This window comes from Ramlibacter tataouinensis (genome assembly GCF_001580455.1).
GTDB classification, from domain to species: Bacteria; Pseudomonadota; Gammaproteobacteria; order Burkholderiales; family Burkholderiaceae_C; genus Ramlibacter; species Ramlibacter tataouinensis_B.
Window position 1 is genome coordinate 4265334 of sequence record NZ_CP010951.1, and the last position, 23303, is coordinate 4288636.

Annotated in this window: 26 protein-coding genes; 13 read left to right on the plus strand and 13 right to left on the minus strand. The window is 67.8% G+C overall.

Annotated elements, in window-relative coordinates:
• Positions 1-43: 43 nt before the first annotated feature.
• The 6 genes from UC35_RS19760 to UC35_RS19785 form a co-directional block, all read right to left on the minus strand.
• The gene (locus tag UC35_RS19760) at positions 44-1045 is read right to left on the minus strand and encodes a transketolase family protein (protein WP_061502744.1); all 1002 of its coding nucleotides are present in this window, start codon (positions 1043-1045) and stop codon (positions 44-46) included.
• Positions 1042-1884: a transketolase gene (locus UC35_RS19765; protein ID WP_061502746.1), complete on the minus strand. Its 843-nt coding sequence runs from the start codon at positions 1882-1884 to the stop codon at positions 1042-1044. The genes UC35_RS19760 and UC35_RS19765 overlap by 4 nt, the downstream gene beginning before the upstream one ends.
• A gap of 15 nt (positions 1885-1899) precedes the next feature.
• Positions 1900-3159: a TRAP transporter large permease gene (locus tag UC35_RS19770; RefSeq protein ID WP_061502748.1), complete on the minus strand. Its 1260-nt coding sequence runs from the start codon at positions 3157-3159 to the stop codon at positions 1900-1902.
• 9 nt (positions 3160-3168) lie between these two features.
• Positions 3169-3696: a TRAP transporter small permease gene (locus tag UC35_RS19775; RefSeq protein ID WP_061502750.1), complete on the minus strand. Its 528-nt coding sequence runs from the start codon at positions 3694-3696 to the stop codon at positions 3169-3171.
• A gap of 147 nt (positions 3697-3843) precedes the next feature.
• Complete coding sequence (locus tag UC35_RS19780) at positions 3844-4827, minus strand: TRAP transporter substrate-binding protein (RefSeq protein WP_061502752.1); 984 nt, start codon at positions 4825-4827, stop codon at positions 3844-3846.
• Between the two features lie 44 nt (positions 4828-4871).
• Entirely contained in the window at positions 4872-5621 is a 750-nt protein-coding gene (locus UC35_RS19785; protein WP_061502754.1) for an SDR family NAD(P)-dependent oxidoreductase, read from the minus strand.
• A gap of 126 nt (positions 5622-5747) precedes the next feature.
• On the opposite strand from UC35_RS19785, the gene UC35_RS19790 reads away from it, so the two are divergent.
• From UC35_RS19790 to UC35_RS19800, 3 genes are all read left to right on the plus strand, one after another.
• Positions 5748-6659 carry a LysR substrate-binding domain-containing protein gene (locus UC35_RS19790; protein WP_061502756.1) on the plus strand — a complete coding sequence of 304 codons (912 nt, stop codon included), beginning with the start codon at positions 5748-5750 and terminating at the stop codon, positions 6657-6659.
• A 110-nt stretch (positions 6660-6769) separates the two neighbouring features.
• The gene (locus UC35_RS19795) at positions 6770-7273 is read left to right on the plus strand and encodes a RidA family protein (protein WP_061502758.1); all 504 of its coding nucleotides are present in this window, start codon (positions 6770-6772) and stop codon (positions 7271-7273) included.
• Positions 7274-7329: 56 nt separating this feature from the next.
• Positions 7330-7605 (plus strand): DUF2277 domain-containing protein, encoded by a 276-nt coding sequence (locus UC35_RS19800; protein WP_061502760.1) that lies wholly within the window; start codon positions 7330-7332, stop codon positions 7603-7605.
• Between the two features lie 61 nt (positions 7606-7666).
• Here the strand turns inward: UC35_RS19800 and UC35_RS19805 are convergent, their stop codons facing one another.
• The 3 genes from UC35_RS19805 to UC35_RS19815 are packed head-to-tail and all read right to left on the minus strand — an operon-like array spanning position 7667 to position 9177.
• Entirely contained in the window at positions 7667-7981 is a 315-nt protein-coding gene (locus UC35_RS19805) for an EthD family reductase (RefSeq protein WP_061502762.1), read from the minus strand.
• A 55-nt stretch (positions 7982-8036) separates the two neighbouring features.
• Positions 8037-8216 (minus strand): hypothetical protein, encoded by a 180-nt coding sequence (locus UC35_RS19810; protein ID WP_061502764.1) that lies wholly within the window; start codon positions 8214-8216, stop codon positions 8037-8039.
• A 37-nt stretch (positions 8217-8253) separates the two neighbouring features.
• Positions 8254-9177: a LysR family transcriptional regulator gene (locus tag UC35_RS19815; protein ID WP_061502766.1), complete on the minus strand. Its 924-nt coding sequence runs from the start codon at positions 9175-9177 to the stop codon at positions 8254-8256.
• A 112-nt stretch (positions 9178-9289) separates the two neighbouring features.
• Between UC35_RS19815 and UC35_RS19820 the strand changes: the two genes are divergently transcribed.
• The 6 genes from UC35_RS19820 (at position 9290) to UC35_RS19845 (ending at position 16538) form a co-directional block, all read left to right on the plus strand.
• The gene (locus tag UC35_RS19820; protein WP_061502767.1) at positions 9290-11464 is read left to right on the plus strand and encodes an indolepyruvate ferredoxin oxidoreductase subunit alpha; all 2175 of its coding nucleotides are present in this window, start codon (positions 9290-9292) and stop codon (positions 11462-11464) included.
• Between the two features lie 64 nt (positions 11465-11528).
• Positions 11529-12992, plus strand: coding sequence for an indolepyruvate oxidoreductase subunit beta family protein (locus UC35_RS19825; RefSeq protein ID WP_061502769.1), 1464 nt, complete (start codon positions 11529-11531; stop codon positions 12990-12992).
• A gap of 60 nt (positions 12993-13052) precedes the next feature.
• On the plus strand, positions 13053-14024 hold the full coding sequence (gene dctP, locus UC35_RS19830; protein ID WP_061502771.1) for a TRAP transporter substrate-binding protein DctP: 972 nt from the start codon (positions 13053-13055) through the stop codon (positions 14022-14024).
• Complete coding sequence (locus UC35_RS19835) at positions 14021-14551, plus strand: TRAP transporter small permease (RefSeq protein WP_061502773.1); 531 nt, start codon at positions 14021-14023, stop codon at positions 14549-14551. The genes dctP and UC35_RS19835 overlap by 4 nt, the downstream gene beginning before the upstream one ends.
• 10 nt (positions 14552-14561) lie before the next feature.
• A complete protein-coding gene (locus UC35_RS19840) occupies positions 14562-15881 on the plus strand; it encodes a TRAP transporter large permease (RefSeq protein ID WP_061503951.1) in 1320 nt (439 codons plus the stop codon).
• Positions 15882-15908: 27 nt separating this feature from the next.
• Positions 15909-16538: a hypothetical protein gene (locus UC35_RS19845; protein WP_061502775.1), complete on the plus strand. Its 630-nt coding sequence runs from the start codon at positions 15909-15911 to the stop codon at positions 16536-16538.
• Here UC35_RS19845 and UC35_RS19850 read toward each other — a convergent pair.
• Together UC35_RS19850 and UC35_RS19855 are read right to left on the minus strand one after the other, a co-directional pair.
• Complete coding sequence (locus tag UC35_RS19850; RefSeq protein WP_227820389.1) at positions 16535-18535, minus strand: PAS domain-containing sensor histidine kinase; 2001 nt, start codon at positions 18533-18535, stop codon at positions 16535-16537. The genes UC35_RS19845 and UC35_RS19850 overlap by 4 nt on opposite strands.
• Before the next feature lie 88 nt (positions 18536-18623).
• Entirely contained in the window at positions 18624-19958 is a 1335-nt protein-coding gene (locus UC35_RS19855) for a sialidase family protein (RefSeq protein ID WP_145979556.1), read from the minus strand.
• Between the two features lie 256 nt (positions 19959-20214).
• On the opposite strand from UC35_RS19855, the gene UC35_RS19860 reads away from it, so the two are divergent.
• The 4 genes from UC35_RS19860 (at position 20215) to UC35_RS19875 (ending at position 22490) form a co-directional block, all read left to right on the plus strand.
• A complete protein-coding gene (locus UC35_RS19860) occupies positions 20215-20577 on the plus strand; it encodes a GIY-YIG nuclease family protein (RefSeq protein ID WP_061502778.1) in 363 nt (120 codons plus the stop codon).
• Positions 20574-21080, plus strand: a complete 507-nt coding sequence (locus tag UC35_RS19865) for a hypothetical protein (protein ID WP_061502780.1) — start codon at positions 20574-20576, stop codon at positions 21078-21080. The genes UC35_RS19860 and UC35_RS19865 overlap by 4 nt, the downstream gene beginning before the upstream one ends.
• A gap of 9 nt (positions 21081-21089) precedes the next feature.
• Positions 21090-22094, plus strand: a complete 1005-nt coding sequence (locus UC35_RS19870) for an aldo/keto reductase (protein WP_061502782.1) — start codon at positions 21090-21092, stop codon at positions 22092-22094.
• Positions 22095-22193: 99 nt separating this feature from the next.
• Positions 22194-22490, plus strand: coding sequence for an antibiotic biosynthesis monooxygenase family protein (locus UC35_RS19875; RefSeq protein ID WP_061502785.1), 297 nt, complete (start codon positions 22194-22196; stop codon positions 22488-22490).
• 34 nt (positions 22491-22524) lie between these two features.
• Here UC35_RS19875 and UC35_RS19880 read toward each other — a convergent pair whose 3' ends face one another.
• Both UC35_RS19880 and UC35_RS19885 read right to left on the minus strand, forming a co-directional pair.
• Complete coding sequence (locus tag UC35_RS19880; protein WP_061502787.1) at positions 22525-23061, minus strand: VOC family protein; 537 nt, start codon at positions 23059-23061, stop codon at positions 22525-22527.
• Positions 23058-23297 (minus strand): DUF2783 domain-containing protein, encoded by a 240-nt coding sequence (locus UC35_RS19885; RefSeq protein ID WP_061502789.1) that lies wholly within the window; start codon positions 23295-23297, stop codon positions 23058-23060. The genes UC35_RS19880 and UC35_RS19885 overlap by 4 nt, the downstream gene beginning before the upstream one ends.
• Positions 23298-23303: the final 6 nt, after the last annotated feature.

A 23303-nucleotide genomic window follows, 5' to 3' on the forward strand; every position in this document is an offset into this window, starting at 1 on the left:
ACCCCCGCCCTCTCCCGCATGCGGGAGAGGGAGCTTTCAGGCTCTAGTCGAGCCAGCCCTTGACGGAGGAAGTGATGGCCGCAGAGGAAATGCCGTAGCGGTCATGCAAGGTGGGCAGGGCGCCCGCGTCCAGGAAGGCGTCGGGCAGCGCGATGCGCCGGAAGCGCGGGGCCACGCCCTCGGACAGCAAGGCGGTGGCCACGGCTTCGCCGAGCCCGCCGATCTCGGAGTGGTTCTCGGCCACCACCACCAGCCGGCCCTCGCGCCGGGCCTCGCGCACGATGGTCTGGGTGTCGAGCGGCTTGAGCGTCGGCACGTGCAGGACGGCGGCACCCACGCCGATCTCGTCCAGCGACTTGGCCACTTCGAGCGCGCGCATGGTCAGGATGCCCGAGGAGATCAGCAGCACGTCCTTGCCGTCGCGCAGCAGCTTGGCCTTGCCCAGCTCGAACTGGTAGTCGTATTCGTCCAGCACCAGCGGCACCTGGCCACGCAGCAGCCGCATGTAGACCGGCCCCTGGTGCGCGGCGATGGCCGGGACCGCCTGCTCGATCTCGAGCGCGTCGCACGGGTCGATCACCATCATGTTGGGAATGGAGCGCATCAGGGCGAGGTCCTCGCAGGCCTGGTGGCTGGGGCCATAGCCGGTGGTGAGCCCCGGCAGGGCGCAGCACAGCTTGACGTTGAGGTTCTCCTCCGCGATCACCTGGTGCACGAAGTCGAAGGCGCGGCGCGTGCCGAAGACGGCGTAGGTGGTGGCGAAGGGCACGAAGCCCTCCTTGGCCATGCCCCCGGCGGCAGCCACCAGGACCTGCTCGGCCATGCCCATCTGGAAGAAGCGGTCGGGGTAGGCCTGCGCGAACAGGTGCAGGTCGGTGTACTTCGCCAGGTCGGCGGTCATGCCGACGATGTCCGGCCGCGCAGCAGCCAGGTCGACCAGCGCCTTGCCGAAGGGCGCGGCCTTGACGCGCTGGCCTTCGGAAGCAATGGAGGCGATCATCGCGGAGGTGGTCAGCCGCGGTTTCTTTTCAGTGGTGGCGCTCACGACGCGACTCCTTCGGTTTGCGATTGGTCCAGGAAATCGATGGCTTGCTGCCATTCGGGCGGGTCGACGCGGATGAAGTGGTTCTTCTCGCGCTGCTCCAGGAAGGGCACGCCCTTGCCCATCAGGGTGTCGAACAGGATCACCCGCGGCTTGCGCTCATGCAGGGCGCGGGCGGTGTCGAAGGCGCGGGTCACGGCCTGCAGGTCGTTGCCGTCCACGCGCTGCACATGCCAGCCGAAGGCCGCCCACTTGTCGGCCAGAGGTTCGAAGCCGAGGACCTTGCCCGACGGCCCGTCGGCCTGCTGGTTGTTGATGTCGACCAGGCAGATCAGGTTGGCCAGGCCATGGTGCGAGGCCGACATTGCCGCTTCCCAGGTGGAGCCCTCGTCGAGCTCGCCGTCCGACATCGAGTTGTAGACGAAGGCGGGATTGTTCTTCTGCCGCAGGCCCAGCGCCATGCCGACGGCGATGGGGAGGCCCTGGCCCAGGGAGCCGCCCGACATCTCCATGCCCGGCGTGTAGGTCGCCATGCCGGACATCGGCAGCCGGCTGTCGTCGCTGCCGTAGGTGTCGAGTTCTTCCTCGGCAATGATCCCGGCCTCGATCAGCGCGGCGTAGAAGGCGATGGCATAGTGGCCGTGCGAGAGCAGGAAGCGGTCGCGGCTTTCCCATTGCGGGTCCTCCGGCCGGTAGTGCATGGCGTGGCCGTAGGCGACGGCCAGCACGTCGGCCCAACCGAGGGCTTGGCCGATGTAGCCCTGGCCCTGGACCTCGCCCATGCGCAGGGCGTAGCGGCGGATGCGGTACGCGCGCTCGGAGAGAGTGGATGAATCAGACATGATGAGTGGAGTCCTTTAGCGGATCGTGAGCCAGGGCAGGTAGGCAAACCCCAGCAGGAGGGCGACGGCGACGGCATAGAAGGGAATCAATTCCTTCACCACGTCGCCGATGCGGACCTTGGCGACCGAGGCGGTGATGAAGAGGGTGGTGCCGATCGGCGGGTGATACAGGCCGATCGACAGGTTGACGATCATCATGATCCCCAGCTGTACCGGGTCCATGCCGACCGCCGAAGCGAGCGGGACGAACATCGGCGTGAGCAGCAGCACGGCGGCGGGCAGGTCGATGAACATGCCGGTGGCCAGCATGATCAGGTTCATCGCCAGGATGATCAGCCAGGGCGATTGCAGCACTTCCTTGGCATAGCGCGTGAACTCCGCGGGCAGCTGCTCGTAGGTGACGATCCAGCCGACCACGCTCGAGGCCATGATGATCAGCAGCACTACGCCGGTGGAAATCCCGGCTTCGATCGCCGCGTGCCTGATCTTGGCCCAGGTGAGGTCGCGGTACACCACACCGGCGACGACCAGCGCGTAGAGGGTGGACATCACGCTCACTTCGGTCGGCGTGGCGATGCCGAAGCGCAGGAAGATGATGATCAGCACCGGCATGGCCAGCGCCGGTCCCGCGTGCGCGAGCTGGCGCCAGAAGGCATCCCACTCGAAGGGCGTGGTGTCGCGCGGGAAGTTGCGCCGGCGGCCCTGCACGTAGCACACCGCCATGAAGCCCGCGCACATCAGCAGGCCCGGCAGGATGCCGGCGACGAACAGCGCGCCGATGGAAGCGCCCGACACCAGGGCGTAGACGATCATGGGGATCGACGGCGGGATCAGGATGTCGATGGTGGCGGCTGCCGCCAGCGTGCCGGCCGCGAAGGGCGCCGGGTAGCCGAGCTTTTTCAGCCAGGGGATCAGCATCGAACCGATGGCCGAGGCGTCCGCCACTGCCGAACCGGAGACGCCGCCGAAGATGGTGGACGAGAGCACGCCCACCTGCGCCGGGCCGCCGTGCACGCGGCCGATCATCATCGACAGCAGGTTCACCAGGCTCTGCCCGAGCTTGCCGCTGACCATGAGCGCGCCGGTCATCATGAAGAAGGGGATCGCGATCAGCGGAAAGCTCTGGGTCTGGGCGATCATTTGCTCGATCGCCAGGTGCACCGGCACCTTGTCGATCATGAGCAGGCCGCCCACCGAGGCCAGGACCAGGGCGTGGGCAATCGGGATCGACAGCAGCGCCGTGGCGATGAAGATGACGATGATCAGCAAGGTCATGGCTGTCTCCTAGACACCTTGGTGGACGGCGGCGGTCTCGGGCTCTTCATGTCCGTGCGGCTGCTCGGACCCGGCCCAGACCTCGGGCAGCTTGCACAGCGTCACCACGCTGAGCAGCGCGAAGCCCAGCATCAGGCACCAGACGGTGACCGAGCCGGGAACCTGCAGGATGGGGGAGCGTTCATCGGCGGCGATCTCGGCCAGCGGCCAGGCGATCACCGCGAGCGACGCATAGAGGAAGGCCACCACCAGCGAGCCGCCGGCCAGCACCCATCGCCGCGCGGCGCCCAGCTTCTGCGTGAGGATGACCACGGCGATGTGCGAGCCGTGCTGGGCGGCCAGCACCACGCCGGCCATGATCATCCAGGGGAACAGCAGCTCCGGCAGCTCGGAGGCGGTGGCCAGGCTGGTGCCCGCCACGTAGCGCAGCCCCACGTTGGCGCTGAGGATCACGAACACCACGCCGAGCGTGACGTAGAGCACGCCGCGGCACGCCGCGCCTATGCATTGATTGAGGAATTGGGCGAACGGATTCACGGGGCCCTCCGGAAAGGGTGAGAACGAGTGGGAGAGGACAGGGCTTGGGTCTTGATCCCTCCCCCTCCGGGGGAGGGTGGGGTGGGGGCGCCCGGCGTTCGCCTGCCCCCATCCCGTCCTCCCCCCGGAGGGGAAGGAGCAAGGCAATTACTGCGCTTGCGCTTGCTGGATCACCTTCTTGGCGAAGTCGCCGACGGGCCCGCCCGACCACTTGGCGTAGACCGACTTGGTCGCCTCCACGAAGGCCTTGCGGTCCACGGTTTCGACCTGCGTGCCCTTGGACTTCAGTTCCGCCAGCAGCTTGTCGTCGGCCTCCTTGGAAAGCTTGCGCTGCATCTGCGTGGCTTCGGCCGCGGCTTCCATGACGATCTTCTGGTCGCCCGGGCTCAGGCGGTCCCAGGAGCGCTTGCCCATGACGAAGGGATTCGCTTCGTACTTGTGGCCGGTCAGCGAGAGGTACTTCTGCACCTCGTACAGCTTGGCCGAGGCGATGTTGGCCAGCGGATTCTCCTGGCCGTCGACCACGCCCTGCTGCAGCGCGACGTAGAGCTCGGCGAACTTGATCTGCTGCGTGTCCGCGCCCAGCGCCTGCATGATGTCCACGGTCATGGTGTCGGGCGGGGTGCGGATCTTCAGGCCCTTGATGTCGGCCGGCGACTTGATGGCCCGCTTGCTGTTGGTGACGTGGCGGATGCCGTTGTCCCAGTAGCCGAGGACCACCATGCCCTTGGCGGCGGTGCGCTTGGTCAGTTCCTCGCCGACCGGGCCGTCGAGCATCTGCCAGGCCTTCTGCACGTCGCTGAACAGGAAGGGCAGGCCGAGCGCCGCGTATTCGGGCACCACGTTGGCCATCGCGCCCTGGCTGTTGGCGGAGATGTCCAGGCTGCCCGTGCGCAGGGCCGTGACCATGGCGGCGTCGTCACCCAGCTGCGCGGAATGCGCAACCTGCACCTCGATGCGGCCATTGGTCTTGGCCTTGACGCGATCGGCAAAAAGCACCGCCGCTTCATGGCGTGGATTGCCCGGCGCGGCGCCGTGGCCGAGAGTGAGTTTGGTGGCCGACTGCGCGAAAGCCAGGCCTCCGGTGGTGAGCAGGGCGCTGGCGACGATGGCGAGGGTTCTGCGACGCATGGGTTTGTCTCCTGATGTGTGTGTGTGTTTGATGGACTAGGGATTCAGTGGATGAGCATCCCGCCGTTCACGTCGAGCGTGATGCCGGTGCAATAGCCGGACAGGTCGCTGGCGAGGAACAGGATTGCGCCCGCAACGTCGGCCGGCACGCCCAGGCGCGCGAGCGGGATGGTCTCGGCGATCTCGGCCTTGCGCTCGGCGCTCAGCTTGTCCTTGTTGATGTCGGTGCTGATGAGGCCGGGGGTGATGGCATTGACGCGGATGCCGTCGGGCCCCAGCTCTCGCGCCATGGCGCGCGCCAGCCCGAGCACGCCGGCCTTCGCGGCGGAGTAGTGCGGGCCGCCCAGGATGCCGCCGCCGCGCTGAGCGGACACCGACGAGATGCAGACGATGGAGCCGCCGCGCTGGCGTTGCATGACGGGGATGGCCGCCTGCGAGAACAGCAGCGTGCCGCGCAGGCTGACGTCCAGCACGGCGTCGTAGTCGCCCTCGGTGATCTCGACCGTCTTGCGCGGCTGGGTGATGCCAGCGTTGTTCACGAGGATGTCGAGGCGGCCGAACTGCTCGACGGTGTGGGCGACGGCGGCGTCGGCGTCGGACTTCACCGTGACGTTCGCCGTCAGGCCGAGGTGGCCCCGCCCGAGCTGGGCGGCAGCCTCGGCCGGCCGGGCGGATTCGAGGTCGACGATGACGACGCGGGCGCCTTGCGAGGCCAGGGCGCGGGCAGTGGCGAATCCGAGACCGTTGAGGCCGGCGCCTCCAGTGATGAGGGCGACGCGGTCGGCGAGCAGCATGGCGGTGATCCTTGAGAAGTGGGAGTGGGCGAGAGCGAGTGGGGGTAACTGTGGATCCCGTGACCCTTGAAGACAAGCGACAGTTCTTCAGCGATGGATGAATCCCGTTCATAAAGGGTTAACCCTATGAGATCGTCGTTTCCTCCCCTGAGCTGCCTGCTGGCCTTCGAAGCGGCCGCGCGTCGCGCGAGCTTCAGCCTTGCCGCCAACGAGCTGAACCTGACGCCGTCGGCGGTGAGCCACCAGATCGCCAAGCTCGAACAGCTGCTGGATGTGCGGCTGTTCGAGCGCTCGGCGCGCAACATCGCCCTGACGGAGCCGGGGCGCGAGTACATGAGCCGGGTCTCGCTGGCACTCGACGCGATCAGCACGGCGACCGACAACGTGCGCAAGGGCGTTCGCAATGCGCTGCACCTGCATTCGGCGCCCAGCTTCGCTTCCCTTTGGCTCATGCCGCGGCTGGCCGACTTTGCGCGCCAGCATCCGGGCATCGCCCTGTCGCTGTCGTCCTCGCCGACGCATTCGGACTTCGCGACGGGCCAGGTCGACCTCGACATCCGCTACGGCGTGCCCAACTGGCCGCACCTGCACGTGCAGCCGATCTTCGAGGAGCGCATCCAGCCAATGGTCAGCCCGGCGTTCGCCGAGCAGCACCGCATCGAGACGCCCGAGGACCTGCTGCAGATGCCATTGATCCAGTCGGTGGTGAACGTCGTGCAGTGGGGCGACTGGTTCCGCGGCCGCCGGGTCCAGTTCGCGCCGGGCCAGTACGCCTACAGCTTTGATCGCACCTCGATGGCGCTCGATGCCGCCGTGCAGGGGCTGGGCGTGGCCTGCGACAGTTCATCCATCGCCGCCGACCACCTGAATCAAGGCCGCCTGCGCAAGCTGTTCGACGACCGCTGGTGCGTGAAGGTCCAGGCGCACTTCCTCGTGTGCCCGCAGCGGCACCTGCAGCGGCCCGAGGTGGCGAACTTCATCGAATGGATCCGCACGCACGCCATCGACGCGGAAGGCGCGGCTTCTGGCGGGGCTTGAAGCCCAGCTGCATTCCGTCCATCGCGCAAACGGATCGCACATGCGGCCGGCGCCGGATCCCCGCACAATCCAAGCCGGCATGCGGCAAGTGCCGCATCGCGGAGGCAACCATGGCCAGGATCGAACATCGGCTGCAGGAACTCGGGATCGTCCTGCCGGCTCCATTGCAGCTGCCCGCGGGCGCGGTGCTGCCCTTCCCGTGGGTGAGGGTGGTGGGCGCACGGGCCGTCTTCTCGGGCCACGGGCCGACCGATGCGGACGGCGCGCTGGCGAAGCCACTGGGCAAGGTGGGCGCCGACGTCAGCCTGGACCAGGGCTATGTGGCGGCCCGGCTCACCGGGCTGGCCATTCTTGCGAGCCTGAAGCGGGAACTGGGCGATCTCGATCGCATCGCGTGCTGGGTGCGCATCTTCGGCATGGTCAACTCCGCCCCGGGCTTCAACAAGCAGCCGGCGGTGATCAACGGTTTCACTGACCTGATCGTCGAAGTGTTCGGGCAGGACGTGGGCGCGCACGCGCGCAGCGCCGTGGGCATGGCGGAACTGCCGTTCAACATCCCGGTGGAGATCGAGGGGGAGGTCGGCCTGGCGATGGGCAGCGATGACCGACCGTGATCGGCCAGTGATCGGGTGCGCAGCGTACGATGGCGACAGGCTCCCGGGTTCCTGCCATGTGCCGCAACATCAAGACGCTCTTCAACTTCGATCCGCCCGCCACCGAACTCGAGATTCGGGACGCTTCGCTCCAGTTCGTCCGGAAGCTCAGCGGATTCAATGTTCCTTCGAAAGCCAACGAGGCCGCGTTCGAGCGGGCCGTGGAGGAAGTGGCCGCCTCTGCAAGAGCGCTCATTCAATCGCTGGTGACCTCCGCCGAACCTCGCAATCGCGAGGTCGAGGCGGCAAAGGCCAAGGTCAGGGCGGCGGTCCGGTTCGGCATTCACTCTTGACGATACGAGCCTGCCTAGGCGGACGGGTTTCCGCCGACACGGCCCGCTGCCGCCGCACCCTTCAGCTTCTTTCCACCACCACGTCGCTGATCCAGATCACCGGCTGCGCATCCGTGTAGTTGGGAATGTCCGCCATGATTTCCTTGGCATGCGGCCCCAGCGCCTGCTGCAGCTTCTCGACGGACTCGCACACGATGCTGCACGACGCCAGGAAGGGCGACGGTGCCCCCGGCGCGCCGCCGGCCAGGCCCTTGTCGATCGTGTAGTACAGGCAGGCGCTGCCCAGGCGGTTGGCCACCATCGGCATGTGCTTGTCGCGGTAGTAGGCGTGGTCGAAGCGTGTCCCTGGGGGATACATGACGTTGAACTTGATCATGCGTGGATCCTTGAGGTGAGCCGCCAGCATAGTCCCAGGGGCCGGGACGGTGCCATCACTTGGGTTGCCTGCGCTCCCGGGCGCGCCGGACCTGGCGGGATTCGCCCTCGCGCGCCGCTTGCTCCGCACGCTCACGCCGGCGATCGCGCCAGCGCTTGCCGAGGATGCGGCCGGCGAAGAAGGTCAGGGCGAAACCCAACAGGATAAACAGCAGGCTGCTGGGATCGATGGACATGGAGTGCTTTGGGGATCGAGTAGCGAAGTCTAGGACACTAGCGTCGTGCCTGCGCCGGCTCTCGCCCGAACAACTCATTGAGCAATTCCCGGAACCACTGCTGCGCCGGGTCCCGCGCCGTGCTGGCGTGCCACACCAGCCGCACCTCGTAGCGCGGCGCGAAGGGCAGCTTCCACACGCGCAGGCCCGGCCGGCTGGCGGCGTACATGGCCGGCACGATGGCCAACAGGTCCGAACCAGCCACCAGCTCGGGCAGGGCGCCGAAGTGGCGCGCGCGCAGGACGATGCGGTCGGCGAGCTGGTGCTTGACCAACATGTCTTCCACGCTGCTGTGGAAGGTGGCGGTGGGCGAGGCGACGACCAGCGAGGCGGTCTCGAGCTGGCTGCGCGAGAGCGAGGCACCGGCCCCGCCCCGGCCGGGCCGCCAATCCGGATGCGTGACCGCGACGTACTGCTCGCGGAATAGCAGGTCGGCGTGCACGCCGCGGTGACGGGGCTGCAGGATGCCGACGGCGCAGTCGATCTCCCGCGCCTCCAGTGCGCTGGCCACGGCCGTGGCAGCGACGGCGACGTTCGCGACGCGGGTATGCGGGGCCCGCTGGCGCAGGGCCGAGGCCAGGGGCGGCAGGAACAGGATCTCGCCCAGGTCCGAAAGTGACAGCCGCCAGGTCGTGTCGCTCTGCGCCGGGTCGAACTGCTCCATGCCTGTGACCAGCGTTTCCAGCGACAGCAGGTGGGTGGCGACGGCAGGGGCCAACTGCTCGCACAGGCGTGTGCGCTGCAGCCCGGCGGGCGAGCGCACGAACAGGTCATCCTGGAAGAAATAGCGCAAGCGCGCCAATGCATTGCTGGTGGCCGACTGCGACAGCGAGAGCGCGCGTCCGGCCGCCGTGACCGAGCCGCTGCGGTGGACGGCCACCAGCACGCGCAGCAGGTTCAGGTCCAGTTGCCGGAAGTTCATGGGCTAGAGCAGACGCTTAAGGGTTCACCCAGATCATTGATGCCATGAATGTAGACCATCCGCAAAGTCCATTCGCCAAATATGTGCTAGCGGACTAGATTCCCGGATAACCATGGCTGAACGATCTTTCGCGAACGAGGTAGGCAAGCTGCGCCTTGGGGCGGGCCAGGAGTTCCGCGGCGAGGGCATCCTGGCCGTCACCAAGGCCTTGCTGCAGTCCGGCGTTTCCTATGTGGCCGGCTACCAGGGCGCGCCGATCTCGCACCTGATGGACGTGCTGACGGATGCCAACGACATCCTGCGCGAGCTGGGCATCCGTTTCGAGCACAGCGCCTCGGAAGCCACGGCGGCGGCGACACTGGCGGCTTCGGTCAACTACCCGCTTCGCGGCGCCGTCACTTTCAAGTCGACCGTGGGCACCAACGTGGCCTCGGACGCGCTCGCTAATTTGGCTTCCGGGGGCGTGACCGGCGGCGCGCTCCTCATCGTCGGCGAGGACTACGGCGAGGGCTCCAGCATCATGCAGGAGCGCTCGCATGCCTTCGCGATGAAGTCGCAGGTCTGGCTGCTCGATCCCCGGCCGAATCTGCCCAGCATCGTGCGCGCGGTCGAGCAGGGTTTCGAGCTCTCGGAAGCGAGCCGCACACCGGTGATGCTGGAGCTGCGCATCCGCGCCTGCCATGTGCACGGCAGCTTCATGGCCAGCGACAACCGCCGAGCCGACTTCACGCTCAAGGACGCGATCGAGCAGCCGCGCCGCGACACCGAGCGCATCGCGCTGCCCCCCTCGACCTACCTGCACGAGCAGGAAAAGGTCAAGCAGCGCTGGCCGGCGGCGCTGCGTTTCATCCAAGAGCGCGGGCTCAACGAGTTCTTCGCCGATGGCGCCCAGGACTTCGGCATCGTGCTGCAGGGCGGCCTTTACAACGGGGTGCTGCGTGCGCTCGAACTGCTGGGGCTGGCCGACGCCTTCGGCCGGTCGCGCGTGCCGCTCTATGTGCTGAACGTGACCTACCCGCTGGTCGATGCGGAGTTCACGCGCTTCTGCGAGGGCAAACGCGCCATCCTGATCGTGGAGGAGGGCCAGCCCGCCTTCATCGAGCAGGCGGTGCATTCGATGCTGCGGCGCGCCGACGTCCAGACCCGGGTGCACGGCAAGGACTGCCTGCCCATGGCCGGCGAGTACACCGGCGGGGTGCTGGTGCAAGGCCTCACCCGATTCCTGCAGCAGGTGGCCCCGGCCCTGCTGGCAGGCCGGACGCTGCCGGCTGCGGCGCAACTGCCCGTGCCGGCGACGGGCGGCAGGAAAACCATCGCCATCCAGGATGCGGCCTCGCAAGTGCACGGCCGTCCGCCGTCGTTCTGCACCGGCTGTCCGGAGCGGCCGATCTTCACCGCCATCAAGCTGGTGGAGCGCGAACTCGGCACGCACCATGTGAGCTGCGACATCGGCTGCCACCTGTTCTCCATCCTGCCGCCCTTCAACATCGGCGCCACCACCATGGGCTACGGCCTGGGCTGGGCCGGTGCCGCCGCTTTCAATACGCCCGATACCGGCAAGCGCACGCTGTCCATCATGGGCGACGGCGGTTTCTGGCACAACGGCCTGACCAGCGGCGTCGGCAATGCTGTCTTCAACAAGACCGACAACGTGCTGGTGGTGATCGACAACGGCTACTCGGCGGCCACCGGCGGGCAGGACCTGCTGTCGTCCGGGGCGGCCAACCCGATCCGCTCGACCCGGCACCCGATCGAGAAAGCCGTGCGCGGCGTCGGCGTCGACTGGGTGCGCACGGTGGACCACACCTACAGCCTGGAGCGCATGCGCGATGCCCTGCGCGAGGCGCTCACCACCCCGGTCAAGGGGCCGAAGGTGATCGTCGCGTCCTCGGAGTGCATGCTCAACAAGCAGCGGCGGGTGCGGCCGCTGGTGAAGAAGGCCATCGGCGAGGGCCGTCGGGTGGTGCGCGAGCGCTTCGGCGTCGACCCGGACACCTGCACCGGCGACCACTCCTGCATCCGGCTGTCGGGCTGCCCTTCGCTCACCATCCGCGACAACCCCGATCCGCTGCGGCGCGACCCGGTGGCGGCCGTGGTCGACAGCTGCGTCGGCTGCGGCCTGTGCGGCGAGGCGGCGCACGCGGCAGTGCTGTGCCCGTCGTTCTACCGCGCCGAGATCATCAACAACCCGAGCCGCTGGGACCGCTGGAAACAGCGGCTGCGCCGCGCGGTGATCGGCTGGCTGCAGGCGCGCATCGAACGCCGGCTGGAAGGGCTGGCGGCATGAACACGAGCCGCACGGCCGCTCCGAAGGCTCGTAGCACCGCAGCCCGCAAGGGCGGAGGTTTCCCATGAATTCACCGCGCGCAATCACCGTCGCATTGCTGGCGATGGGCGGCGAGGGCGGCGGCGTGCTGGCCGACTGGCTGGTCGAGATGGCCGAGCACCAGGGCTACATCGCCCAGGCCACCTCCGTGCCGGGTGTCGCCCAGCGGACCGGCGCGACGGTCTACTACGTCGAGCTGTTCCCGCGGGCGGCCGTACCTGCGGGGGCGCAACCGGTGCTGGCCTTGTATCCGGTGCCGGGCGAGCTGGACGTGGTGATCGCTTCCGAGTTGATGGAGGCGGGGCGGGCGCTGCAGCGCGGGCTGGTGAGCAGCGAGCGCACCACCTTCATCGTCTCCACGCACCGCGTGTATTCCATGACCGAGCGCACGGCCATGGGCGACGGTCGCGTCGATGCCGGCAAGTTGCTGGACGGCGCCCGTGCGGCGGCCGCGCGCCTGCTGGCGGCGGATTTCGACCAGGTCGCACAGCAGGCCGCCGGCCCGATCGCGCCGGCGCTGTTCGGCGCGCTCGCCGCCTCTGGCGCGCTGCCCTTCGAGCGCGCCCAGTTCGAGGAGGCGATTCGCCGCGGCGGCGTCGGCGTCCAGGCCAGCCTGCAGGCCTTCGCCGCCGGCTACCAGGCGGCGCTGGCTCCCGCGGCCGAGCCGGAGGCGCCGCTGCCCGCGGTGCGCCTCGGCCCGCGCCTGACCCCCCTGGGCGAGCGCATCGAACGCGAGTTCCCGCCGGCCGCGCACGACGTGCTTCGTCATGCCGTCCTGCGCCTGGCCGACTACCAGGACCTGCCCTACGCCGCCGAGTACCTTGACCTGCTGCAGCCGCTGCGCGGCAGCGGCGAGGTGCTGGCCGAGGCTGCGCGCCAACTGGCGCTCTGGATGACCTACGAGGACGCGATCCGGGTGGCTGACTTGAAGACGCGGCGCAGTCGTTTCGACCGGGTCGCGCGCGAAGTGCGGCTGACCGGCGCGCAGGAACTGCAGATCAACGAGTTCATGCATCCGCGGGTGGAAGAAATCGCCGACATCCTGCCGGCGGGGCTCGGCCGCTGGCTGTTGGAAACCCGGTGGGCGCGCGGCACGCTGGGCCGGTTCACCCGCAAGGGCCGGGTCGTGCCGACCAGCTCGCTGCGCGGCTTCCTGCTGCTGTACGCCATTGCCGCGCTGCGGCCGGCACGGCGGCGATCACTGCGGTTCGCGGTCGAGCAGGCACGCACCCGCGCCTGGCTGGCCGAAATTCAAAGGCTGGCCGGCAGCCAGGCGCTGCTGGCTTTGGAACTCGCCCGCAGCCAGCGCCTGGTCAAGGGCTACGGCGACACGCATGCGCGCGGCTGGCGCAACTTCCAGCGCCTGCTCGATGAACTGCCCAGGCTGGAACGCGACGCCGCCGGCGCGCGGCGCCTGTCCGAGCTGACGCAGGCGGCGCTGGCCGATGAAAGCGGCCAGGCGCTGGACCGCATGCTCGCGTCTACCTGAATTGACCGCGTCCGGTTCACACCTTATGTTCAATCCCACTCACAAGAAGGAGACAAGACGATGAGGCTGACAACCATCCGCAAGGCAGCATTGGCAGTGCTGGCCATGGGCCTGGCAGCGGGCGCGGCCGCGCAGGAAGCGACGCTGCGCCTGGTGAGCGCCTTCGCCGAGAACGGCATCTACGTGCAACGCCTGCAGCCCTGGATCAACAAGTTCAACGCCGAAGGCAAGGGTGTGCTGCAGATCAACTTCATCGGCGGGCCCAAGGCGATCCCGACCTTCGAAGTGGGCAACGCCGTCAAGACCGGCGTGGTGGACATGGCGATGAGCACCGGCGCCTTCTACACCAACGTCATGCCCGAGTCCGACTTCCTCAAGCTCACGCAGATCCCGGTGGCGGAGCAGCGCAAGAACGGCGCCTTCGATGCCATCAACAAGGTGTGGAACGAGAAGGGCAACATGCAGTACCTGGCGCGGATGGTGGAGAACCAGCCCTTCCACATCTACACCAACAAGAAGATCGACAAGCCCGACCTCACCGGCCTGAAGATCCGCATCACCCCGGTGTATCGCGACTTCTTCCAGTCGCTCAACGCCAATGTGATCACCACGCCGCCGGGCGAGGTGTACACCGCACTCGAGCGCGGCGTGGTCGACGGCTACGGCTGGCCCATCGGCGGCATCTTCGACTTGAACTGGCAGGAGAAGACCAAGTACCGCGTCGACCCCGGCTTCTACGACGCCGAGGTGTCGATCATCATGAACCTGCCGGCGTACAACAAGCTCTCGCAGGCCCAGCGCGCCTACCTGCAGAAGCAGCTGCTGGCGCTGGAAGCCGAGAACGGTTTCTGGACCAAGTACGCCGCCGACGAGACCGCGCGGCAGGAGAAGGCCGGCATCCAGGCCATCAAGTTCGACGCCGCCACGTCCAAGGCCTTCGTCGACAAGGCCTACGAGGTCGCCTGGGCCAGCGCCGCGAAGCAAAGCCCCGAGGTGGCGGCGCGCTTCAAGCCGCTGTTCTCGCCCAAGTGACCAGCGCCGTCTCGCGGGTCTACGGCCGGCTGCTGGCCGGCCTCGCGCTGGCCGGCTGCTTCATCCTGCTGGCCATGATGCTGGTCATCGTGGCCGATGTGCTGCTGCGAAACGTCGCCATCCCGGGCCTGCCGCGTGGCCTGGCCTGGAGCAACGAGATTTCGGAGCTGATGCTCTACCTGATCACCATGTGCGTGTCGCCCTGGCTGCTGCGCCAGGGCCAGCACATCCGGGTCGACATCCTGCTGCAGGCGATTCCCAAGCCGGTCGCCTGGGCGCTGGAATGCGTGGGCGACATCATCGGGCTCGCCTGCTGCGTCTTTATGGCCTGGTACGGGGCGCGCGCCGCCTGGTCCAGCTTCAGCAGCGGCGCGGTCAACATCAAGACGCTGGTGACGCCGGAGTGGTGGGCACTGGCGCCGCTGCCGGTGATGTTCGTGCTGCTGGCCATCGAGATGCTGTTCCGGATGGACCGCCTGTATGCAGGAGAGCGGGCGCCGCGCCAGGACGCGGTCAGCGCCGGCTGAGGGGGAGAAGATGGGAAACTGGACTGTCGCCGCCTGGCTGATGCTCGGCGGCTCCACCGTGCTGCTGTTCATCGGCATGCCGGTGGCACTGACCTTCATCACGGTGAACATCGTCGGCGCCTGGCTGTACATGGGCGGCGAGGCCGGCCTGGCGCAGCTGGCCCGCAGCAGCGTGGGTTCGGTGGCGACCTTTTCGCTCACGCCCATCCCGCTGTTCGTGCTGATGGGCGAGGTGCTGTTCCACACCGGCCTGGCCCTGAAGGTGATCGAAGGCATCGAGCGCCTGATCCGGCGGCTGCCGGGCCGGCTCGCCATTGTCGCGGTCGTGGCGGGTACCGTGTTCTCCGCCATCTCCGGCTCCACCATCGCCACCACGGCCATGCTGGGCTCGCTGATGCTGCCGGTGATGCTTTCCAAGGGCTACCACCCCACACTGGCCACCGGGCCGATCATGGCGATCGGCGCCGTCGACATGCTGATCCCGCCGTCGGCCCTGACGGTGCTGCTGGGGTCGCTGTCCGGCATCTCGATCTCCAAGCTGCTGATCGGCGGGGTGCTGCCGGGCGTCATCCTGTCGATCGCGTTCGTGCTGTGGATCCTGGCGCGCGTGACCATCACGCCCTCGCTGGCGCCCAGGGGCGACCAGGACACGATTCACCGCGGCTGGGAACGCTGGCGGCTCTTCTTCGCCTACGTGCTGCCGACGCTGTCGATCTTCGCGGTGGTGGTGGGCGCGCTCGCCCAGGGCTGGGCCACGCCGACCGAGTGCGCCGCGCTGGGCGCGTTCGCGACCCTGGTGCTGGCCGCGGCCTATCGCGCGCTCAGCTGGGACGCCTTGCTGAAGGCGCTCAAGGGCACCGCCGGCATCTCGGGGATGATCCTGTTCATCATCCTGGGCGCCACCACCTTTGCGCAGATCCTGTCCTTCTCGGGCGCGAGCAACGGCCTGGTGCAGCTGATCATGGGCCAGGGCTGGTCCACCGGCGCCATCGTGGCCGGCATGATGCTGATCCTGATCTTCCTGGGGATCTTCGTCGACCAGGTGAGCATGATGATGATCACGCTGCCGATCTTCATGCCCATCGTGCAGAGCCTGGGCATCGACGCGGTGTGGTTCGGCGTGATGTTCCTGATCTGCATGCAGCTGGGGCTGCTGCTGCCGCCCCATGGCCTGCTGCTGATGACCATGCGCGGTGTCGCGCCGCCCTCGGTCACCATGGGCCACATCTTCCGCGCGGTGGTACCTTATGTCGCCATCAGCCTGCTGCTGCTGGCGGCGGTGTTCTGGCTGCCGGGCATCGCGACGGCGCTGCCGCGGTGGATGGGGTGAGCGTTCCTACTTCAACGCAGGAAAGTCATGAGCAAGAAGACGTGGGCCATTGCCGTCCTGGCGCTCGCCGGTGTCATGGGGCTCCTCGCGCTTCAATCCGGCAGCGGCGGACGAAAGCAGGAGCAGCTGACGATTCTCGACCCGGCCAGAGTGGTGGTGCTGCGAACGCCGGGCGGCATGCTGGAAGTCGCGACGATCGAGAAGATCGAGGAGTTCGGGTGGCAGGTGAGCTACACCTGTCGGCCCCTGGACTGCAGCATTCTCGGGCGCACGGTTTCGAGGATCCGTGTTCCCGTGCACTACACCTATCGGGTCCCGCTGGCCGAAAGCTGGCAGCTCGACCTCGAGGATGGCCAGTACGTCCTGCGCCTGCCCGCCCCTGAACCCATGCTTCCGCCAACCATGGATACCAGCAAGGCGGAACTGCAGGTGAAGGGACAGTGGTCAGCGCCGCCGAAGATCGAGACCGTCGAATCGATGCTTCGCAATTTCAGGCCGGAGCTGGATCGACGTGCGAACCAGCCTGAATACCTGGCGCTTCAGCGCGCGCATGCGGAGAAGACGGTCGCCGAGTTCGCCCAGAAGTGGATGCGCGAGCAGATCAAGACACCGGCGAGGCCGGTCAAGGTCGTCTTCAGGGATGCGGGAAGCGGCTAGGGAGATCCTCGCTCCGAGGCCAGTCCGATCGAGCGCAGCTTCTTCACCAGATCCCCCATGCGATAGGGCTTGGGCAGGAAATGGAATCCCGCCAGGTTCATTCCATTGCCGATCGCCGCATCGGTGTAGCCCGAAGCCAGGATCAACTTGACGCCGGGAACTAACTCCTTGGCCTTTTGTCCCAGCTGCAGGCCGTTCATGCCCGGCATCACCATGTCGCTCAGGATCAGGCGCACATCGGGCGTTCGCTGCAGCATCTCGAGGGCTTGCTGGCCTGAATTCGCCACCAGCACCTCGAAGCCCAGGATGCGGAACAGCTCCGAGGTGACTTCGAGCACCTCGGGTTGATCGTCCACGACCAGGACCTTTTCCGTCCCGCCTTTCCCGGCCTCGCTCGGCGCCGCGGTGGCAGGAAGCGCCGGGAAGTACATGGTGATGGTGGTGCCCTGCCCGACGCGGGAATGGATGCCGAGGTCGCCGCCGGATTGCTGCGCCATGCCGACAACCTGGCTCAAGCCGAGCCCGGTTCCCTTGCCGACCTCCTTGGTCGTGAAGAACGGCTCCACGGCGCGAGCCACCACGTCCGCTGGCATGCCGGTGCCGGTGTCCTGGACGGCGACCGCTACATACGGCCCGGCCGTCAGCGCGCCGACCTGCCGCTCCTTCAACTCGACCACGCGTGTCGACAGGACGATGCTTCCGCCGTCCGGCGTGGCATCGCGCGCGTTGACGACGAGATTGAGCAGCGCGGACTCGAACAGTGCCGAGTCGACCAGCACCTGCGGCAGCCCGGCGGCGAGGTCGAGATCGAAACTGATCGCACTGCGGCTTCCGCGCCGAAGCACTGCCTCGAAGGAGGTGATGAGCTGGTTCAGCTCCTGGGGCTCCGGCCGCAGGGGTTGCTGGCGGGCAAAGCTCAGGAGCTGCCGGGTCAGGGCGGTGCCGCGGCTGGCAGCCTTGTCCATGGCGTCCAGCATCCGGATGTCCGCCGGGTCGCGCAGCCGCTCCCGCAAGCTGGAGAGGCCGTTGGTCACCACGTTCAGGAGGTTGTTGAAGTCGTGCGCCACACCGCCGGTGAGTTTGCCGATGGCTTCCAGCTTTTGTGCCTGGAACAGGGCCTCGCGCGCCTGCTCCAGTTCGGTGGCGGCATTCTTGCGTTCGGTGATGTCGCGCGTGACCTTGGCGAAGCCGATGAGCTCGCCGAGCTCGTTGCGAATCGGGTCGATCAGCACATGCGCCCAGAACCGGGACCCGTCCTTCCGAACGCGCCATCCCTCGGCTTCGAAGCGGCCTTTCTCCGCCGCCTGCGCCAGCGCGCGCTGCGGCAGGCCGGTGGCGCGGTCCTCCTCGGTGTAGAAGCGCGAGAAGTTGGTGCCGACCACCTCGTGCTCGGCGTAACCCTTGATGCGCCGCGCGCCGGCATTCCAATTGGTGATCTCGCCCTCGGGCGAGAGCATGTAGATGGCGTAGTCCGTGACACCCTGCACGAGGATGCGAAAGCGCTCTTCGCTTTGTCGCAGCGCCTCCTGGGCCAGCTTCCTGTCGGTGATGTCGCGGGTGATCTTGGCAAAACCGACCAACTCGCCGCGCTCGTCGCGGATCGGGTCGATGACCACGTTCGCCCAGAAGCGCGAGCCGTCCTTGCGCACCCGCCAGCCCTCGGCCTCGAACTGGCCGGCTTCCCGGGCCAGCTTCAGCGCATTCTCCGGGACACCGGCTGCGCGGTCCTCCTCGGTGTAGAAGCGCGAGAAATGCTGCCCGATGATCTCCTGCGCCGTGTAGCCCTTGAACCGCTGGGCGCCGGCATTCCAGCTCACGACCTCGCCCTCGGGCGAGAGCATGAAGATGGCGTAGTCCTTGACCGATGAGATGAACAGGCGCAAACGCTCGGCCTCGGTGGTCGACGCGGTCCAGCCACGGCCCGATGCCGCAGCCTGGCTGGACGGCTGCGGCGGCACTATGGGCTCCGCCTGAGCTCTCATCTGGGTTCGTGCCATCGGCTGGATTATGCGGACGAGGCGAGGGCCCGTGGGGCAGTGTTGTCCCTTTCTCGTGCAGCCCACTAGGTCGGGCGCGGCCACCGCCTCAAGGCAGCGAGGCACGCAGCAGCCAGACCCGACTGTGCGAGCCGACTTTCACGGCGCTGTTGACCACCGCGATCTCGCCGTCGGCGCGGACCGCGAGCTTGCTCATCAGCAGACCCTGGGTGCTGCCGTTGGGGCCGCCGCCGGGATCGACGCTGCCGGGGATCAGTTGTGGGGCACCGAAGTGCGCACCGTCCTCCGCGATCGCGATTGCGAGTCCGTACGGCCGTGCTGGCGAGCCCCGCATGAGCTCCCAGATGGCCACCAGGCGTCCGTGGCCATCGATGCCGAGCGCAGGGAAGGCGGCGCCCGCGTAACCGGGTGGCAGCGGGTGGGAGATCTCGCGCGGCGCGCCGAAACTGCGGCCGCCGTTGTCGGAGCGCAGGTGGCGGATCGACGATGAATCGAAAGGACCGCCGCGGCTCTCGGCATACACCACGTGCAGCATCCCGGTTCCGTCGAAGGCCACCTTCGGGGCGTCTGAATAGCCCGGCGTGACCGCCACCGTCCGCGGCGCTTCGAAGCTGTGGCCGCCATCGCCCGAAAGGGCCATCTGGATGTCCCCGGCCGGGTCGTCGCCGCTCGCCCACGCCAGCGCCACCGCACCCGAGCGTGAGACGGCGAGAGCCGGCGCGCGTGCGGGCCGGGCGGGCGGATCGCCCGCCACCAGCAGGGGCGGGGAGAACTCGCGGCCGCCATCGCGAGAGCGCGTGAACCAGAGCCGGCCGTCGTACTCGGTCCAGGCGGCGAACACCCCGCCGTCCGGCGCGGCCACGATGTCGAGACTGCCGTTGTGCCACACATCGCGGTTGATGCGGCCCTTGCCGTCGCCTTGCTTCGACCGCGAGAGATTGACCGGGGTCGCGAAGGACTGGCCGCCGTCGTCCGAGGCGGCGTACAGGATCTCGCCGCCGTGCGAGCCGCCGGAAAAGATGATTTCCTGCCAAAGCGTGTGGAGCCGGCCGGCAGCGTCCGGCGCCCACGCCAGCCGCGGCAGCCACGAGAAGGTCGCCGGCTGGCGCGAGACATCAACGGGTACGGACAGCAAAGCTTTGCCGTCGGCCGAATAGCGCTGCAACAGCACGGCCTTGCGGCGCTGGTCCACCCATGCGACCGCGAGTTCCCCCCGCGGGCTCCAGGCCGCGGCAGGATCGTCCACGAAGTCGTAGCGAGATTCATTCTGCCGCCAGGGGCCGCGCTCGCCGGAGCCGCGCGAGACCTCTTGGGGGGCCCGCCAATGCAGGTCGGCCCAGGTGCTGGCGGCGGCCGCCAGCAGGCAGGCCACAAGACCGGCACGCCAGCCACAGCACTCGCCCGTGAAGATCGGAACTCGCATTCGCCTGCAGGCGGATGGGACCGGGTCATTGTGCGCGCGCCGCATCGGCCGCAGGCCCATCCGTGAGCCGAGGGCCGCCCTGCTTGAGGGCTCCAGTGCCGCCGCCGGATAGAATCTCAGCCACAGGCGCGCTGGGGCGCCTGCCCGCAAAAGAGGCTCTCACCCTTCCACACTTCGTCTTTCATACCTGACAGACCAGAGGCATTCGTTCGGCCAAGCGCGGGATTGGCTGTAGACGAAGCCCAGGAGTCCTGTCATGGCTGAATCCCTTTCCTCCACTGTCCGGCGCGCTCGCATCCGCGAGTTCAAGGATGCGTTCCCGCCCATGGGCGTCTATGCGGTACGCAACAGCGCCACCGGCCGCGCCTGGGTCGGCGCGAGCCGCAACGTGGACGGCGCGCTCAACCGCATACGCTTCGAGCTGCAGATGCACGGCCATCGAGACCGCAGCCTGGCCGACGAGTGGGCGCGTCACGGTGCGCAGAGCTTCCGCTTCGAGGTGCTGGAGCGTGTGCGCAAGCGCGACGACCCGGCGTTCGACTACGAGGCCGAGCTGCAAGCCCTGCTGGCCTTGTGGACCGAGGAACTCGGCGCATCCGGCGAAGGCGGGCAGGCATGACGGCGCCTTCCGTGACCACGCCAGCGCTCGAGGAACTGAAGGTGCGCGCGCGCATTGCCCGCAACGCGGCAGCCCGCACAGGCGCCGCTTCGGCGCCGCGACTGGCCGACTGCCTGCACCAGGCGGCGCGCGCCGTCGGCTTCCAGCACTGGGAGCATGCGCGCCGCGTGCTGGGTGGCCTGGCGCAGCCGGGCGAGGACATGGGCAGCTTCTGGTATGCCCCGGCTTGCAGCGCGCTGCTGAATCCGTGGTTCGCGGATCTCGGCCGGGCGAGGCTGGCGCGCGATGAGCAGTCCTTCCTGCTTCCTTACCGGCGTCAGTTCGTGGTGGTGCGGGGTGAATTCATCCGCGCGCTGGGGCTGGATCCATTCGACCCGGACTGGTCCGCGGCCGGACGCGACCTGACGGCCTGCTACGGCAGCGCCCCCTGGGGCGCGCTGTGCATGGCACGGCTCAGGGCTCAGGAGGCGCGCTTCGAAGCGGCGGCGGCGAGCATCAGATAGGCTAGCCGCATGAACACCCGGAAACTTGGACCCTTCACCGTCTCGGCCATGGGCCTGGGCTGCATGAACCTCAGCCACGCCTATGGCCAGCCGCCCTCGGAGCAGCAGGGCGAGAAACTGCTGCTGGCCGCGCTCGATGCCGGCGTCACGCTGTTCGACACCGCGGCCCTGTATGGCTTCGGCGCCAACGAATCCCTGGTGGGGCGCGTCATGAAGCCGCACCGGCGTGAGTTCACGCTATGCAGCAAGGGCGGCATGGCGGGCGTTACCGGCGACGACGGCGTCGTGCGGCGCGTGATCGACGGCCGGCCCGAGACGATCCGCCGCAACTGCGAGGACAGCCTTCGGCGCCTGCAGACCGATGTGATCGACCTGTACTACCTGCATCGCTGGGACAAGAAGGTGCCGATCGAGGACAGCGTTGGCGCGATGAGCCGGCTGGTGGAGCAGGGCAAGGTGCGCACCATCGGCCTGTCCGAAGTGTCGGCGGCGACCTTGCGCAAGGCGCATGCCGTGCATCCGCTCACGGCGGTGCAGACGGAGTATTCGCTGTGGACGCGCAACCCCGAGATCGCGGTGCTCGACGCCTGCAGGGAACTGGGCATCGCCTTCGTTGCCTTCAGCCCGCTGGCGCGCGGCTTCCTGTGCGACGCGTTGCAGGACGTGGGCACGCTGGACGCCAAGGACATCCGTCGCAGCATGCCGCGCTTCGAGCCGGGTCACTACGCCGAGAACCTGAAGCTGCTGCCTCGCTACAAGGCGCTGGCGCAGGAAGCGGGCTGCAGCCCGGCGCAACTGGCCTTGGCCTGGCTGTTGCACAAGCGTGCGGACATCATCCCGATCCCCGGTACCACCCGCCTGGAACACCTCACGGACAACCTGGGCGCCGCGCAAGTCCAGCTCGACAGCACACTGGTCGAGCGGCTGGAGGCGCACATCAACCAGCGCACCGTCCATGGCAACCGCTACAGCGCGCAAGCGCGTGCCGAGGTCGATACGGAAGAGTTCGAGTGAGCACGCCGGCGCGCGCTCCATCTTTCACTTGAAAAGCGCTCGGCTCAGGCGCAAGCTGCGTTTCTCGACTTGTGCCCACCTACACCAAGGAGAAGCAGCATGAGCGCATTCAATGCCGTTCGTTTCCGCGTCAAGCCCGGCCGCGAGCAGGACTTCATCGAGGCGCACCGCAAGGCCGAAGCCAAGTTCGACGGCTTCGTGAAAGGCGTGCTGGTGAAGACGGGCGATCGCACCTACTGCTTCATCGGCGAGTGGAACTCGATGGACAACATCGTCGCGGCCCGGCCCGCGATGATCACGCTGCTGGACTCCTTCCGCGACTACCTCGAGGACTTGGGCGGCGGCCTGGGTGTGACCGACCCCGTGTCGGGCGAGGCCGTGGTAACGATGTCCTAGCCCGCTGAAGCGGCCGAGCGAAGCGGAACCGGGTTCAGGCGAATTCCTTCTCGTGCATCCACGCCGCGTGCTTGGGCGCGCGGCGCGTGCGGCTCCATTCCTCGACCATCGCCCACTTGACCTCGTCGAGTTTGCGGTACATGTCCGGCGTGCCGGTGTTGGCGGCCAGTTCGAGGCGGTGTCCGTTCGGGTCGTGGAAGTAGATCGACTTGAAGATCGTGTGGTCGGTGATGCCGACCACTTCGATGCCCGCGGCCTCCAGCCGCACCTTGGCGACTTCGAGTTCCTCGACGCTGCCCACCTCGAACGCGATGTGCTGGGTCCAGGCGGGGGTGTTCGGGTCGCGCCCCATCGCCGGCGACTTGGGCAGCTCGAAGAACGCCAGCACGTTGCCGTTGCCCGCGTCCAGGAAGATGTGCATGTAGGGATCAGGTTCGTGCGTGGAGGGCACCTGGTCCTCGGCGATCGCCAGCACCAGTTTCATGTCGAGGTGCCGGGCATACCAGTCGACGGTTTCCTTGGCATCCTTGCAGCGGTACGCCACGTGGTGGATCTTGCGAACGAGGCTCATGCTTGGGTCTCCTGAAGGTCCTTGCGTGCGGCGGCGAGCGCTTCGCGCAGCACCGCGATGTCGCCGATGTGGTTGGAAAGAATCAGGATCAGGCGCGCGTTCAGGCGCTCGCTGTCCTCGTCGCTCAGGTCGCGGTGGGCGTCGATCAGCGCGGCGTAGAAGTCGTCGCCGGGGCTGAAGTCGCGGAAGTAGCGATTGCCCGGTTCCTTGAAGTTGGGGTTCAGTTGCAAGGCCATGGGGTC